This window comes from Bacillus sp. EA-CB0995, assembly GCF_055814245.1.
In genome coordinates this window covers 4,088,403-4,103,120 of sequence record NZ_CP169269.1, presented here as the reverse complement: position 1 = coordinate 4,103,120, position 14,718 = coordinate 4,088,403, and the positions used below count along the sequence as shown (strand labels likewise).

At 34.6% G+C, this 14,718-nt stretch carries 13 protein-coding genes; 8 read left to right on the top strand and 5 right to left on the bottom strand.

What is annotated here, in order from left to right:
- The first annotated feature begins 137 nt into the window (after positions 1 to 137).
- Entirely contained in the window at positions 138 to 785 is a 648-nt protein-coding gene (gene fsa, locus ACEWFJ_RS21125) for a fructose-6-phosphate aldolase (protein ID WP_429710319.1), read from the top strand.
- A 299-nt stretch (positions 786 to 1,084) separates the two neighbouring features.
- On the opposite strand, the gene ACEWFJ_RS21120 is transcribed toward fsa, so the two are convergent.
- Together ACEWFJ_RS21120 and ACEWFJ_RS21115 are read right to left on the bottom strand one after the other, a co-directional pair.
- Entirely contained in the window at positions 1,085 to 2,239 is a 1,155-nt protein-coding gene (locus tag ACEWFJ_RS21120) for an MFS transporter (RefSeq protein ID WP_473689812.1), read from the bottom strand.
- Positions 2,240 to 2,424: 185 nt separating this feature from the next.
- Entirely contained in the window at positions 2,425 to 4,131 is a 1,707-nt protein-coding gene (locus tag ACEWFJ_RS21115) for an IS200/IS605 family accessory protein TnpB-related protein (RefSeq protein WP_473689811.1), read from the bottom strand.
- A gap of 420 nt (positions 4,132 to 4,551) precedes the next feature.
- Between ACEWFJ_RS21115 and ACEWFJ_RS21110 the strand changes: the two genes are divergently transcribed.
- A complete protein-coding gene (locus tag ACEWFJ_RS21110; RefSeq protein ID WP_473689810.1) occupies positions 4,552 to 5,400 on the top strand; it encodes a phospholipase C in 849 nt (282 codons plus the stop codon).
- A 90-nt stretch (positions 5,401 to 5,490) separates the two neighbouring features.
- Here ACEWFJ_RS21110 and ACEWFJ_RS21105 read toward each other — a convergent pair whose 3' ends face one another.
- A complete protein-coding gene (locus tag ACEWFJ_RS21105; protein ID WP_176524589.1) occupies positions 5,491 to 5,631 on the bottom strand; it encodes a hypothetical protein in 141 nt (46 codons plus the stop codon).
- A 248-nt stretch (positions 5,632 to 5,879) separates the two neighbouring features.
- Here ACEWFJ_RS21105 and ACEWFJ_RS21100 point away from each other — a divergent pair, with 248 nt between their 5' ends.
- The 5 genes from ACEWFJ_RS21100 (at position 5,880) to ACEWFJ_RS21080 (ending at position 9,850) form a co-directional block, all read left to right on the top strand.
- Positions 5,880 to 7,103 carry a 3D domain-containing protein gene (locus ACEWFJ_RS21100; protein ID WP_473689809.1) on the top strand — a complete coding sequence of 408 codons (1,224 nt, stop codon included), beginning with the start codon at positions 5,880 to 5,882 and terminating at the stop codon, positions 7,101 to 7,103.
- A 112-nt stretch (positions 7,104 to 7,215) separates the two neighbouring features.
- Complete coding sequence (locus tag ACEWFJ_RS21095) at positions 7,216 to 7,434, top strand: helix-turn-helix transcriptional regulator (protein ID WP_154711184.1); 219 nt, start codon at positions 7,216 to 7,218, stop codon at positions 7,432 to 7,434.
- The gene (locus ACEWFJ_RS21090) at positions 7,427 to 7,900 is read left to right on the top strand and encodes a DUF2178 domain-containing protein (protein ID WP_473689808.1); all 474 of its coding nucleotides are present in this window, start codon (positions 7,427 to 7,429) and stop codon (positions 7,898 to 7,900) included. Before ACEWFJ_RS21095 ends, ACEWFJ_RS21090 begins: the two co-directional genes overlap by 8 nt.
- Positions 7,901 to 8,034: 134 nt before the next feature.
- Positions 8,035 to 8,661 carry a class A sortase gene (locus tag ACEWFJ_RS21085; protein ID WP_473689807.1) on the top strand — a complete coding sequence of 209 codons (627 nt, stop codon included), beginning with the start codon at positions 8,035 to 8,037 and terminating at the stop codon, positions 8,659 to 8,661.
- Between the two features lie 148 nt (positions 8,662 to 8,809).
- Positions 8,810 to 9,850, top strand: coding sequence for a YHYH domain-containing protein (locus ACEWFJ_RS21080; RefSeq protein ID WP_473689806.1), 1,041 nt, complete (start codon positions 8,810 to 8,812; stop codon positions 9,848 to 9,850).
- A 30-nt stretch (positions 9,851 to 9,880) separates the two neighbouring features.
- Here ACEWFJ_RS21080 and ACEWFJ_RS21075 read toward each other — a convergent pair whose 3' ends face one another.
- Complete coding sequence (locus ACEWFJ_RS21075) at positions 9,881 to 11,266, bottom strand: peptide MFS transporter (protein WP_473689805.1); 1,386 nt, start codon at positions 11,264 to 11,266, stop codon at positions 9,881 to 9,883.
- A gap of 421 nt (positions 11,267 to 11,687) precedes the next feature.
- Positions 11,688 to 13,085 carry an amino acid permease gene (locus ACEWFJ_RS21070; protein WP_473689804.1) on the bottom strand — a complete coding sequence of 466 codons (1,398 nt, stop codon included), beginning with the start codon at positions 13,083 to 13,085 and terminating at the stop codon, positions 11,688 to 11,690.
- Positions 13,086 to 13,400: 315 nt separating this feature from the next.
- Between ACEWFJ_RS21070 and ACEWFJ_RS21065 the strand changes: the two genes are divergently transcribed.
- Positions 13,401 to 14,693 (top strand): NCS2 family permease, encoded by a 1,293-nt coding sequence (locus ACEWFJ_RS21065; protein ID WP_473689803.1) that lies wholly within the window; start codon positions 13,401 to 13,403, stop codon positions 14,691 to 14,693.
- Positions 14,694 to 14,718: the final 25 nt, after the last annotated feature.

The window sequence follows — 14,718 nt, the reverse complement described above, 5'->3', positions numbered from 1 at the left end:
ATTCCAAAGCAGTTGCGTCAGCGGTAAGTGTGGAAAAAGAAAAAAGCGAAGAAAAAAGTAAAAAAATTATTTTGGTTGAATTAGGCCTTATTAAGCAAAAATAAACATATACTCGAATTCAGAAAGGAAGAAAAAACATGAAATTTTTTATTGATACAGCAAACATTGATGAAATTAAAGAGGCAAATGCTCTTGGCGTATTAGCAGGTGTAACAACGAACCCATCTCTTGTTGCAAAAGAAGGCGTAGATTTTCATGAACGCATTCGTGAAATTTGCAGTGTTGTAGAAGGTCCTGTAAGTGCAGAAGTTATTAGCTTAGAAGCAGATAAAATGATTGAAGAAGGAAAAGAATTAGCAAGAATTGCACCTAACGTTGTTGTAAAAGTACCGATGACAATAGAAGGTTTAAAAGCAGTAAAAGCATTTGCTGATTTAGGTATTCGTACAAACGTAACATTAGTATTCTCAGCTGTACAAGCATTAATGGCTGCACGTGCTGGTGCAACATATGTATCACCATTTTTAGGTCGCTTAGATGATATTGGTCACAATGGTATGGATCTAATTCGTCAAATCGCAGATATTTTTGTAATTCATGACATTAAAACAGAAATTATTGCAGCATCTGTTCGCCACTCTGTACACGTAACAGACGCAGCATTAAATGGTGCGCACATTGCAACAATTCCAGCAAATGTTATTGCTTCATTAGTGAAACATCCATTAACAGATCAAGGAATTGAAAAGTTTTTAGCGGATTGGGAAAAAACACAAGGAAAATAATTTTTTATGGAACGGTTCAACTTTCAAGTTGAACCGTTTTTTTGTCCCGCTATTCGCGGTCAATAAGACCTTTACCTCAAGATTCAGAGAGGAGCGAGGAAGATAGTGGGGTATAACTGCCTATAAAGGCCCGATTGGTTCCACTGATGGAAGTTTCAGTTTATCTAAGTTTCTAACGGATTTTGTAGGAGAAATGAATATTTCCTAGGGAATTGTCGAAATATGAATGGTATTTGCACAGCTTTTTTGTAAATGGATTGTATCGATATGCTTTTTAAAATAAAAAACAATGATGGAGTCTACCCCATCATTGTTTTTTTAAATCGTCCTCTTACGTAAATCATCGAAGCAAATGTAAGCAAGAAAGCTGTTCCAATTACAAAACTTACGCTCGGTGATGCTCCGATTGCTCCAACGGTAAAGGATCCGCCAACGACACCGAGTGAGAAGAACGCATAAAATAATCCGAATGCTTTTCCGCGATTATCTTCTGTTGTATTTTCAACAAGTAAAGCATTAATAGAAGGAAAGAGAATTGCAAATCCAATTCCGTAAATTATCATGACAATAAAGAGCATGCCTTTTGTTGCAAATATACCAAGTAACGATAATGCAAATGCCATAACTGCAATACCAATGACCATCATTTTTTGACGGTTAAAGTAATCGTATATACGGTTTGTTGGTAGTAAGAAGAAGAGGATTGCAGTGATTCCAAAGACACTAAGCATCATTCCCGTTAAGGAAGCTTTAAGTCCTAAATCTTCTATTTTCATAGGTAACATATATGTGACAATTCCTTGTGAGAACATTAACGTAAAGGCACCGATGTATGCTTGTAATAACGGTTCAGATTTTAATAATCCAACCATATCTTCTTTGTTCATTATTTGTGTCCGTAATGTATTTGTTCTTGTTATATGATTTGGCAACAAGAAGAGCGAGACGATTGTACCAAGTACCATTAAGATAGAAATTGTAATGAAGACCCAGTGTATACCCGCGGTTGCTTTCATAATCCCACTGAAAGCAGGACCTACGATAGCTGCTGTTCCAACAGCTGCACCAGATAAAGCCATTGCTTTCCCTTGCTTTGTTGCTTCTGTTTGTTTTGATAAGAAAGTAAAGGCAGCTGGTATTAAGAAGCCGTCACTAAATCCGTGTAGAAAACGAACGATAATAAGTTGTTCACCGTTTTGGACAACTGTATACAATAAAACTATGAGACTCGTAATTGCCATGCTAATAGAAAGAACTTTTTTGGCTCCGTATTTATCAACAGACGCACCTGCAATAATATTGCCGATCATATTTGCAAATGAGTACATTCCAACGACAAGGCCGATAATAAGAGGGGTTCCTCCAAGACTTTGCGCGTATGTACTCATAATGGGTAATTGTGAAAATGTATCTAAGAATGCAATGATAACAATAAAATAAATAAAGTATTTCAACCTGTTCACCTCTCTTTTGCTATTATGGCATAATGCTATTTTTCTCTGCAATGAAATTAATTTGTTATGTATGGAAAATTGTACACTTTAATTGAACTACCCCCACCTAAAATCCTAACGGATTTTTGAGGAAGGGATTCCCAAAAGGGACAACTAAGACAAAATGCTTAGCAGACCATTCCCATTCAACAAGGTATGGTTTTTCTGCTTTCAAACTTAGACAAACCTTTTACTTCCAAGTCTGTAAGAGCCCCTGAAGGAAAAAGTTCGTTCGCAGAACGAATCTTGTTATGGTTCGAAAGCTCCATCTGATAGAATGTGTGAACACGCAAATCAGACAGGATGCCAGACAGCCACTTCCATTGCGCCCAATGATGCAGACCTACCATCTTCTCCGGTAATAGTGAATACAAAATTGGTGGAAGTTTTTCTTTACATCCCATTGCTCTTCTAGCAATGACATAAGAAGCTGTTTGGTGAATACTGATACCAAAACGTTTCATATATTTGATTTTACCAATTTGAGAAGTGTACGCTGGATTTATCTCAAATACTGCTACACCCATCTTCTCAGCACGGCTTTTAATAGCTGAAATCATCTTTTTGTAAGCAAACATGCTCATCATCATGTTTGCTTTTTTGTTACCATAAGGGTTCTTAACCTTTGCTTTTGTTGTATTTAATTTTTCTACAACAATCGGTTTGTTTGCTTTTACAGCAATATCAACTAATGCAATGGCTTCTGCTTCAATAATTTTAGTAATTTGTTCTGACGTTTTACCTAAAATATCAAAGAATAATACACCCGTTTTTATTAGTTGTCCTTGTTTATTGATGTTTGACCAAGCAAAGTGGTCAAAATTACAGTCTACTCCAATGACACCATCGGATTTGCTGAAGTTTTTATTTTGGTTCTCTTCAATATCTATTAAACACTTAAAAATGTAGTAATCCCCATGATCTTCAATTGCCCAACTGATTGGCTTTCCTGCATTCTTTTTATCTTTGCAATTCCGTTGGTTTTGAACAGTTGCATTCAATTGTTCTTGTCCATACGGAAATGTAAGGTTCGGAATTTCAACTACAACACCGTTTGGTGTTGTAAAGTGTAAAGATTGTGATTCTGTATTGTATGTAAATACAAAGTTTCCTGATTTCGCGTCTTTTCGACCTGAAATCAACATTTGACTGTAACGAGCCTGTTCAAAATCCTGAACCCAAAGTATATGATTTTGAACATAAGCATCTACAGTATGTTGTGCTTTGAATAGTTTTTTACTCCCAAACACAACAGAAGAAACATTGGTTTTTAAACTATGAAGTAGTTTTTGTAGTCTATCCAACCGAAATTCAAGGCTACCTAAACGAGAACAAAGTGTTTGAATACGCACATTTAAATATTTATGCTCAAATTGATAAGCATGATAGTAAATATCCGTTCTCTTTTTAAATTGAACAACAAAATATCGTCCCATTTGTTGTTCTTTGGACGTTTTATTGAACTTTGGTTCCCCTTTGATAAAAGATGCTTTCATTTTATTCAGCACTGTCAAATCTGACTTGGTTTTCTTAATCTTCTTTTTTATAGCTTTAATCTGTTCATTTTTATTTTCGATATACAATTTCTTCAATTCTGTCTGAGAAGAAAACAGCGCATTTGCCTCCTGCACAGCACTATTTGCATAATAGTCATTCAGACTAAATCGTGATTTTACAGTAATTTGCATACTATCAGAACGTCTGGAGGTGCCAGAACGTTTTTCTAACACTTGCGTTTGAAAAGCGAAATGCTTCGCACGATTAAATACGAAAAGAGCATGTCCAATAGCTTCAACATACTTCGGATGCAGTGCATTCTTATAGATACGAATTGAAAAATATGCTTTTTTCATTGGACACGCTCCTTTCTTGTTTTGTATACACAAAGTATATCAAAAAGGAACATACGTTTCTATTTTATATACTAAAAAAAACAGAAAAAGCGATTCATCCCCCACCTACCGCTTCGCGCTTGAGGTGGGGGCTTCTAGCCAGATATGATAAAAATTAATGAAAATAGTAACGATTTTATTTTCTTAATATTTACACTGTTTTATCAATCTTTTTGCACGAGATTAACATTTCCTCACTATAATTAAACTGAATCATAACAATATATATATATGTATTAATCTATCTTTTGTTTATATTTTTATATCTCATTTCAAAGATGTAAAATCATCAAAAGATAGGATATCCGTATAATAGATTTACCAAATAACATCAGAAGTTCTACTTCATGAGGATATAAATATAAAATGGGAGGATTTTGTATGAAAAAGAAAGTATTAGCACTAGCAGCTATGGTTGCTTTAGCTGCACCAGTTCAAAGTGTAGTATTTGCGCAAACAAATAATAATGAAAGTCCTGTACCGGTTTTAAGATGGTCAGCTGAGGATAAGCATAATGAAGGGGTTAGCACTCATTTGTGGATTGTAAATCGTGCAATTGATATCATGTCTCGTAATACAACGATTGTGAAGCCGAATGAAGCAGCTTTATTAAATGAGTGGCGTACTGATTTAGAAAATGGTATTTATTCTGCTGATTACGAGAATCCTTATTATGATAATGGTACATATGCTTCTCACTTTTACGATCCGGATACTGGAAAAACATACATTCCTTTTGCGAAACAGGCAAAAGAAACAGGTACAAAATATTTTAAGCTTGCTGGTGAAGCATACCAAAAGCAAGATTTAAAACAGGCATTCTTCTACTTAGGATTATCGCTTCATTATTTAGGAGATGTAAATCAGCCGATGCATGCAGCAAACTTTACGAATCTTTCGTATCCAATGGGTTTCCATTCTAAATACGAAAATTTTGTTGATACAATAAAAGATAACTATATAGTTTCAGATAGTAATGGATATTGGAATTGGAAAGGGGCAAACCCAGAAGATTGGATTCAAGGATCAGCGGTAGCAGCTAAACAAGATTATCCTGGCATTGTGAATGATACGACAAAAGATTGGTTTGTAAAAGCAGCTGTATCTCAAGAATATGCAGATAAATGGCGGGCGGAAGTGACACCGGTAACAGGAAAGCGCTTAATGGAAGCACAGCGCGTTACAGCCGGTTATATACATTTGTGGTTTGATACGTATGTAAATCGCTAATGATTTATAGAAAGACCAAATACTTACTCTTTAAGTATTTGGTCTTTTTTCATACTAACCTGGACACAGTTATAGTTGAAGGAAAGGGCTTTATAATTGTTCACTTACAACCGTTAATACATTTTCATGTAATGAAGTGATAACATTTTGATGTTCTTTCTCTTTTTGATGTAATTGCTGTTCTAACTCTTGTACTTGATTTTGTTTTTGTAAACATAATATTCTCCCCAAGCTTCTATGATTTGCTATTTCCTTTGTTAATAGATAATAAGATTTTGCTTATAGAAGTTTCACTTTATATTAAAATTTCAGCATTTTTTTAAATATATACATATAAAATTTTAAAAATATTAAACTGTATTTATTATATTTTTTGATATCTGTTATTTTTATCCATAAAAAATAAACTGTATTTAATGAGTTTGTAAACAAACTGTAAAACAAATAATGTATAACTATAATATGAAGGGAGTCGGATTATGAACTATTTTAAGCGTATCAGTAGCGTTGTATTAGCTGGATTCATTTGTTTTTCTAGTACAGTTGCTGTAAAAGCTGAGTCAAACGACGATAAATTAAACAACATGCAGCAGCAATTGCAGCAGAATGACAATACTATTCAGCAAAAAGAGCAAGAGAAGCAAGCTGTAATGAAAGAAATTGAAGGTATTGAAAAAGAATTAAAAGACTTAAATGATACTATTTCTAAAAATAAAACAGAGCAAGACCAAATTCAGCATAAAATTGATGATACAAATAAACAAATTGAACAAAAAAAGAAAGAGATTATTGCGTTAGAAGATAAAGTACTTATGCGTAAAGATATTATGAAAAAACGTATGGTCTCTGCTCAAGAGAATTCAAATATGAATTTAGTAGTTGAAGTAATTGTGAACTCTAAAAATATTGCAGATCTCTTAGAACGTATGAGTGCAGTTTCTACAATTATGGATGCAGATAAAGAGATTCTTAATTTACAAGAACAAGATCTTCGTCAAATCGAAGATGATAAAAAAGCGATTGATGAAAAAGAAAAATCTTTAGAAGTAGATAAACAAAAATTAGCAAAAGCACAGGATGAGTTACAAGTGAATTTACAGAAACGTCAAGAGAGCTTGCAGTCTGTGCAAACAAAATATAATGAAATTTCAAGTCAACTTACGCTTGCTGCGCAAGAAAAATCAAAGATTGAAGCAGATATGAAGAGCGTACAAGATACAATTGCCCGCGAGCAAGCGGCAGCAAAAGCAGCAGCAGAAGCACGTGAAAAGGCAGCTGCAGATCAAAAAGCAGCAGCTGCAGAAGAAGCAAAGGCGAGAGGAACAGCATCAGGATCAGGATCAGGATCAGGATCAGGATCAGGATCTAAATCAAATGACGGCTCTAGTCAAAGTGGACGTGAGATGTATGTAGAGGCAACAGCTTATACTGCAGATCCTTTAGAAAATGGAAAACAACCAGGAGAGCATGTATACTCAAAAATGGGACATGACTTAACTGGAAACCCAGGTATGAAATTAATTGCTGTTGATCCAGATGTTATTCCATTAGGATCTCGTGTATATGTTGAAGGATATGGTACAGCAATCGCTGGAGACACTGGCTCAGCAATTAAAGGGCATAAAATTGATGTGTTAATGCCAGATAAAGCATCATCTAACTCTTGGGGTAGAAAACAAGTTCGTGTTGTCATTTTAGATTAAAATAAAAAAACCTACTTTGTAAAAAGCAAAGTAGGTTTTTTTATTATTAAATGTTAAGTTGAGTTTGCATTTTGTAAAGTTTGGCATACAATAATGGTGAGAGGTGGTAATTTTGACCATTTATAATCGAGTAAAAGAGCTGCGAGCCCGCTTTAATTTTACACAAAGTGTATTGGCCGAAAAAGTAGGTGTAACGAGGCAAACCGTTGCAGCTATTGAAAAAGGAGATTATGTTCCATCATTATTATTAGCGCTCATGATTTGTGATGTGTTTGGTTTACAAATGGAAGAAGTATTTGTATTACAAAAGGAGGAAGAAGAAAATGAATAGAATTGGTCTTTCTTATGTAATAAATATATTTATTCTTGCTATAGCTGGTTGGGCTTTTGTTGAGTATTTTCATGTCATTATGGATCTTGCAAACATCATACGTACTGAAAAGCAAACGTGGACTGTTATGATGAATATAACGCCAATTACATTGATGTTAATTGTAGCGGTAGGGGTATTCATTGGATACAAGGTACAAAAAAAGAAATATAAGAAATTATCATTTTGGACATTTCCGTTATTATTTCCAAGTGAAGATGAGAGAGAAGAAATATTGACTGCGAAAGCGTGTCGCACTACACTTCTTTCGCTATGGTTTATTATGCCTGTTGCAGCTGCCTCGTTAGTTGTTTATCCACTATTCAATCGAAGCATTCCAGAATATCCGCTATATGTATTATTTTTCGTTTTACTAATCCAAACTACAGTATTTCATATTTCTTTATATCGTAATAAGGTTGTGTGAAAGATGTGCAAAGTCGCACATCTTTTTTTCATCGGGAAGTATCGTTTATATCTTGCGTATGTTACTTGTATATCTAGCATTCTTATTTTATGATTTTATATAAGGGGAATTTTGTGAGAGAAAGGAATTGGGGTATGAATAAAAAAAGGATTTATAGTATATTAGCACTTCTATTATTTGTGGTAGGTGGTATTTTAATTGCAAAACCTTTTTATGACGGTTATAAAGCTGGGAAAATGCAAGAAGAAAACCTACAATCTATTAAGAAAATGAAGTACGAAAAGCAAGAAACAAAATTTGTTGATGCTTCTAACATAAAACAACCAGATTTAGCGGATGTGGCAAATGCTTCATTAGATGAGAAGCAAGTTATCGGGCGCATTGCTATTCCAAGCATTGGATTAGAGCTACCAATTCTAAGTTCTTCGACAGAGAAAAATTTATTATCAGGTGCAGCAACGGTAAAAGAGAAACAAGAGATGGGAAAAGGGAATTACGCATTAGCAGGACATAATATGTCAAAAAAAGGTGTATTATTTAGCGATATTTCGAAATTGAAAAAGAACGATAAAGTATATTTATATGATAGTGAAAATGAGTATGAGTATGCGGTACAGCAGATAACAGAAGTAACGCCGGATAAATGGGAAGTTGTTGAAGATCACGGGAAAAATGAAGTAACCCTTATTACGTGTTCATCTGTGCTTGATAATTCGAAACGATATGTAGTGTCTGGGGATTTCGTACAGATGAAAAAATAAATAGTTAAAAAAAAGTCCACCTTCAACGAAAGTGGACTTTCTTTTTAACTAATAATTGGGAAGTAAAAGAATATTAAAGTATATATTACAAAATTCATTTATATTTGTATAATGAATGTATTATATATAAATTTAAGGAGGATACAGTATGATTAAAAAAGGAAAGTCATTTATCTTAGCAGCAGGTATTGCAGTATTAGTAGCACCGATTTCAGCTTATGCACATCCAGGGAATACAGATGCCAATGGTGGACATACGTGTCGTACAAACTGTGAGAAGTGGGGATTACAATATGGAGAATATCACTACCATAATAAGAAGGAGCCATCTTCTAATAGCGGTACAACACAACAAGCACCTAGCCAAGATAATAGTGCTATAGAAGCACAAAAGCAAGCTGAGGCAAATCGTAAGGCTGAAGAAGAAAAACAGCGTGTGGCAGAAGAACAACGAAAAGCTGAAGAACAACGAAAAGCCGAAGAAGCAAAGCAGAAAGCGGAGATGGAAAAGGGACAAGTTGAAGGGAAAACAGCTGGAGAAAAAGATTTTCAAGAAGGGAAGAATAATGTAGCAGAGCATTTGAATGGAAAATCAGACTCCTATAAGCAAGCATTTACTGAGGCTTACACAGCGACATGGTCATTATTAGAACAAAAAAAGGTGCAATTTGAAAAAGGGAAAGAGCAAGGATTAGCTCAAGAAACAATGGACGATAGTCAAGTTTCCTCAGAATTTAAAGCAAACTTTGCGGAAGGCTTTCAGGTAGGGAATAAAGAGAGAACCGAAAAAATTAAGAAAGAGCAATTTGAGTTAGGCGAGAAGGCTGGAAAAGAGTTAGCAGAAAAAAAGCCTATAAATATGGATAAAGCAGACTATGTGAAAGCATATGAAGAAGGGTATGAAAAAGGTTATAAATCTGTGAAAGAGAAGGTAGAAAAAGAAGGGTACACAACTGCATTTGAAAGCTATGATTTAAAAGTTCCAACGAAGTATAAAAAGAATGAATTGTTAAAGAAATGGTTTGAAGAAGGATTTAAATCGAATAAGAAGGCAGCCGAAATTCGTGAAGCAGGATATGAAAAAGGCGCAAGTTGGACTTCATTCTTCTATAAGCGCTTTGTACCAAGTGATTACAAAGAATATAAAGAGTTATATAAGCAAGCGATAGAAAAAGGAGAAAATAAATAAAAAAGATGAGGGGTTGTACCCTCATCTTTTTTATTCCATCATTTTTACTAATTTTTTTGAAATTAATAGCAATATACATCCTAAGAAAATAGCGGCAGCTCCAATAACAGCAAATACTTCTGAATAACCTAATGAAGTTGTAAAATTTGCTAACTGTCCACCTAAAATATTAGCGACACCTGTACTTGCGAACCAAACACCCATTAATAAAGATGCAAGTTTGACAGGAGCGAGTGCACTTACCATTGATAGTCCGACTGGGGATAAGAACAATTCACCTAACGTATGGAATAAGTAAGTAAAGACAATAAAGAGCAGATTTGCTTTTTCTGTAATGTCTTGCTCATTACTTCCTGTTTTTAATGTAGCGACAAGAAGAATCATATAACCAATTCCAAGTAAAATCATACCGAGACCCATTTTTGTTGGGATTTTCAAATCACCGCGTTTTGTAGAAGCAAGCTTTGTCCAAAGTACTGAAACAACTGGTGCTAATAAAATAATAAATAGCGGGTTTACAGATTGAAACCAAGATGTTGGAATTTCCCAACCAAATATAGTGCGATCTACAAAGGTATTTGTATATAACGTTAAAGAACTACCAGCCTGTTCAAATCCAGCCCAGAAGAAAACAACGAAACAAGTTATTATGATAATAACAGCTGTATGCTGTTTTTCTTTTTTTGTTAATGGTGTATTTCCAGCTGTTTTGTTGCCAGTTCCTGTTTGTAAAGCTGCTGTCGGTTTTTTACCAATGTCACCAAGATAACGATTGGATAATGTTGTAAATAAAATTTGTCCGATAACCATCCCGATGGAGGCAGCTAAAAATCCATATTGGTAACCATAATGAATAACGCCATCTACTGTTGTTTTAAACAAATCTTCTGATAAGTATCCGCAAACGAGTGGAGCAAGGAATGAACCAACGTTAATTCCCATATAAAAAATCGTAAAGGCACCATCACGACGTGAATCATTTTCTGGATATAACTCTCCAACAAGAGTGGAAATGTTTGGTTTAAAGAAACCGTTCCCGATAATAATGAGCGCTAACCCAAGGTATAGCCCTAAGTGACTTTGCAGTGCAAATAACGTAAGGTTACCAAGTGCAATTGTTATACCGCCGAGTGTAATAGCTAATCGTTTGCCAAGATAACGATCTGTTAAGAATCCACCAATCATTGGGGTGAAATAACAAGCTCCTGTATAAAAACCGTAAATCGTAAGTGCCCAGCTTTTACTAAAACCAAGACCACCGTTTATTAAGGCTGTTGTTAAATATAATGTTAATAATCCTCGTAATCCGTAATAACTAAATCTTTCCCACATTTCTGTGAAGAAGAGTAAGTATAAACCTGGAGGATGCTTCTTTTTTTGCTGTTGTTTCTCATCAAGGTGTATGGCAGCTTCCATATATAATTCCTCCTGACATGAATAAAAATAAAATTAATAGTTTTCTCTAATTAATAGTTTTACATATTTAATAGTTTATATTGTTAACTATTAAAAGTCAATAAAGGTAGAGTTTCCGTAAGAAATTGGAAATGGAATTTGTATAAGTATGTTTAGTGAAACGAATACAATAAAAGTAAAAGAAAAAAGATGATTCCAAATAACACTTTAGTTAATTTGGAATCATCTTCTTTGGTTAAATTATTCATGTCATATATTACACGATCGCCGATATTGTAACGGTTTATTATATCTATTCATTCATAAACTTTTGAATGAATAGATAGTCATCAAATTGAACTGACGGGCAGTAACAACCTTGATTCGTTTAATTAATAATCAGTGTAGGGTGAAGAAAACCCCTGCTAATTAAAGTTTTACTTTATCCTATCTTTGAAGGAGATTTAAGCAGTTTATCTGTTTTATGAAATCCTTTCATATAATAAACAGCAACTAAAGCGATAATCCAAATCGGTCCAACGATTAATGCGATACGTGTATCAGTAGAATATGCCATAACTCCTAATACTAAAACAAGGAAAGCGAGTGTAATATAAGAGCTAAGTGGATACAGTGGCAATTTGTACGTTAATTTATTTTGTGCTTCCTGTGATAATCCTTTACGGAAGCGTAGCTGCGCAACTAAAATGACGCCCCAAGTCCAAATTGCTCCGAATGTTGAAATACTAGTTAGCCACGTAAATACTTTAGCAGGAACAAGGTAGTTTAAAGCAACGCCTATTAATAATACGAAAGCTGTTGCTAAAATTCCTTTACTTGGAATGCCATTTTTATTTAAATGACCAAACTTCTCTGGTGCCTGTTTTTGCTGTGCTAATGTAAATAGCATACGGCCTGTACTAAAGAGACCACCATTACAAGAAGAAAGGGCAGCTGTTAATACAACAAAGTTAATAATTCCTGCTGCTTTCGCGATGCCGATTTGTTCAAATGTTAGTACAAATGGACTTCCTTTTTCGCCAAACTCATTCCATGGATAAATCGCCATCATAACGAATAGAGCCCCTACATAGAAAATTAAAATACGCCAAAAAACGTTATCGATTGCTTTAGATAATGTTTTTTTCGGATTTTCTGCTTCTCCAGCTGTTACACCGATTAACTCCACTCCTAAGTAAGCAAATAGTACCATTTGTAGAGAAAGAAGAAGACCAGAGAAACCATTCGGGAACCAACCACCGTGAGACCAAAGATTTGAAATTCCAGTCGCTACGCCGCCATTTCCAAAACCAAATAGAATAATACCAGTACCGATTACAATCATACAGATAATTGTGACAATTTTAACTAGAGCAAACCAAAATTCAAGTTCTCCATACACTTTAACAGATAAAAAGTTTAATGCACTCATTAATACGAGAGCAATCAGCGCCCAAATCCAACGTGGAATGTCAGGGAACCAATATTCCATATAAATACCTGCGGCTGTAATTTCAGCCATACAAGTAACAACCCATAAAAACCAATAGTTCCAGCCTGTTATATAACCTGCTAATGGGCCTAAATAGTCATGTGCATATTTGCTAAACGAACCGGCAACAGGTTGTTCAATTGCCATTTCTCCAAGCGCACGCATAATGAAAAAGATAGCAAGGCCTGCAATGATATAACCAAATAAAATGGATGGTCCTGCTAGTTTAATAGCAGAAGCTGATCCTAAAAATAGTCCAACTCCAATAGCAGATCCAAGAGACATAAGTGTAATATGTCGTTGTTTTAATCCGCGATTTAAAGTTTCTGCTTTGTCTGTGTGCTTCATAGTAAGCCCCCTTTATTATAAGAAAAAATATTGTATTCGCTTACAAAATGTCTAACTATTTAAAATTATAAAACATTTATTCCTGTTATGCTACAAAAAAAGACAATGTTTTCTGTACTATATCTATAGAGCGTTAAATTTAATTTTAAAATTCGAACTATTAGCAAGTATATTGACGCTCTTTTTTAGTAATTGATAAGATTAAGTATTATATTTTTTCGCGCAATAAAAGCCTCATTATTATTGCTGTTAGAAGAAGTTAATTTGAGAAGGTAGTTATAATCATAATTTTATTAAGTAGGAAGGATAGCTAATATGTTTCAATTAAAGAAATACAATACTTCTGTAAAGCAGGAGGTTTTAGCTGGTATTACGACGTTTTTCACATTTGCGTACATTCTTGTCATCAATCCGAAGATTTTGTCTGATGCAGGAGTGCCGTTCGATCAAGCCTTTACGGCAACAATTATTGCAACAATTGTTGGAACATTATGCATGGCATTTTTAGCAAATTACCCAATCGTGATTGCACCGGCAATGGGAATGAATGCCTACTTCGCGTACTCTGTTGTTCAAAACGCAGAAGGCATTACATACGTTATTGCATTTTCAGCTGTATTTTTGACAGGTATTATTTTTCTTTTACTTTCATTTACATCGTTTCGTCAAAAACTAATTGAGTCGATTCCGGATAGTTTAAAGCATGCGATTGCAGCAGGGATCGGTTTGTTCATTGCATTTATAGGGCTTCGTTTATCTGGTATTATCGTAGATCATCCTACAAACTTAGTTACCATTGGAAATTTTCACTCGCCCTCTGTTGTGCTAACGTTAATTGGTTTAGTGTTAGCTGCAGTATTGATGGTATTAAACGTAAATGGTGCACTGTTTATTAGTATGATTGTAACGGGAGTTATTGCCTTTTTTACAGGACAATTAAAGTTTAGCGATAAACTTGTAGCAGTTCCGCATTTACCAGAAGGAATGATTACATTTAATCCGATTCACGCTGTGACGGATGTCATTCATTACGGATTATATGGTATTGTTTTTTCATTTTTACTTGTATTGTTATTTGATACAACAGGAGCATTGCTTGGGTTAATTAAGCAGACTGGTTTAAAAACAGATAATGCGGAAGGACGTTTTGGAAAAGCATTTATTGCAGATGCAATTGGAGGAACGGTAGGGGCAATGTTTGGAACAAGTCCAACAGCAGCTACAATTGAATCTTCTGCTGGTATTGCAGCAGGAGGAAAGACAGGATTAACAGGTATTGTCGTTGTTGGATTAACAATCATTACAGCTTTCTTTAGCCCTGTAATCGCGTCATTATCAAGTGTAGCAGCAATTACAGCGCCTTCTCTTATTATTGTTGGTAGCCTAATGGCACAAAATATTCGAGAAGTAAATTGGAATGATTTTGAAGATGTGCTTCCAGCGTTCTTAATTTTCGTTGGTATACCGCTCACATCAAGTATCGCGAATGGTATAGCACTTGGCTTCTTAATTTACCCGATTTTAAAAATCGTAAAAGGAAAAGGGAAGGAAGTACATCCGTTTCTTTATTTCTTTGCTATATTATTTGGTTGTCACTTGTTTTTATAATGAATTGCAAAAAAGAGTTTCTCGT

Coding starts and splice junctions, on each gene's coding strand:
- ACEWFJ_RS21110 (WP_473689810.1), top strand. CDS start 4,552: ATGAAAAAGAAAGTATTAGCACTAGCAGCTATGGTTGCTTTAGCTGCA.
- ACEWFJ_RS21075 (WP_473689805.1), bottom strand. CDS start 11,266: ATGGAAGCTGCCATACACCTTGATGAGAAACAACAGCAAAAAAAGAAG.
- ACEWFJ_RS21070 (WP_473689804.1), bottom strand. CDS start 13,085: ATGAAGCACACAGACAAAGCAGAAACTTTAAATCGCGGATTAAAACAA.
- ACEWFJ_RS21080 (WP_473689806.1), top strand. CDS start 8,810: ATGATTAAAAAAGGAAAGTCATTTATCTTAGCAGCAGGTATTGCAGTA.
- ACEWFJ_RS21065 (WP_473689803.1), top strand. CDS start 13,401: ATGTTTCAATTAAAGAAATACAATACTTCTGTAAAGCAGGAGGTTTTA.
- ACEWFJ_RS21100 (WP_473689809.1), top strand. CDS start 5,880: ATGAACTATTTTAAGCGTATCAGTAGCGTTGTATTAGCTGGATTCATT.
- ACEWFJ_RS21085 (WP_473689807.1), top strand. CDS start 8,035: ATGAATAAAAAAAGGATTTATAGTATATTAGCACTTCTATTATTTGTG.
- ACEWFJ_RS21090 (WP_473689808.1), top strand. CDS start 7,427: ATGAATAGAATTGGTCTTTCTTATGTAATAAATATATTTATTCTTGCT.
- ACEWFJ_RS21115 (WP_473689811.1), bottom strand. CDS start 4,131: ATGAAAAAAGCATATTTTTCAATTCGTATCTATAAGAATGCACTGCAT.
- fsa (WP_429710319.1), top strand. CDS start 138: ATGAAATTTTTTATTGATACAGCAAACATTGATGAAATTAAAGAGGCA.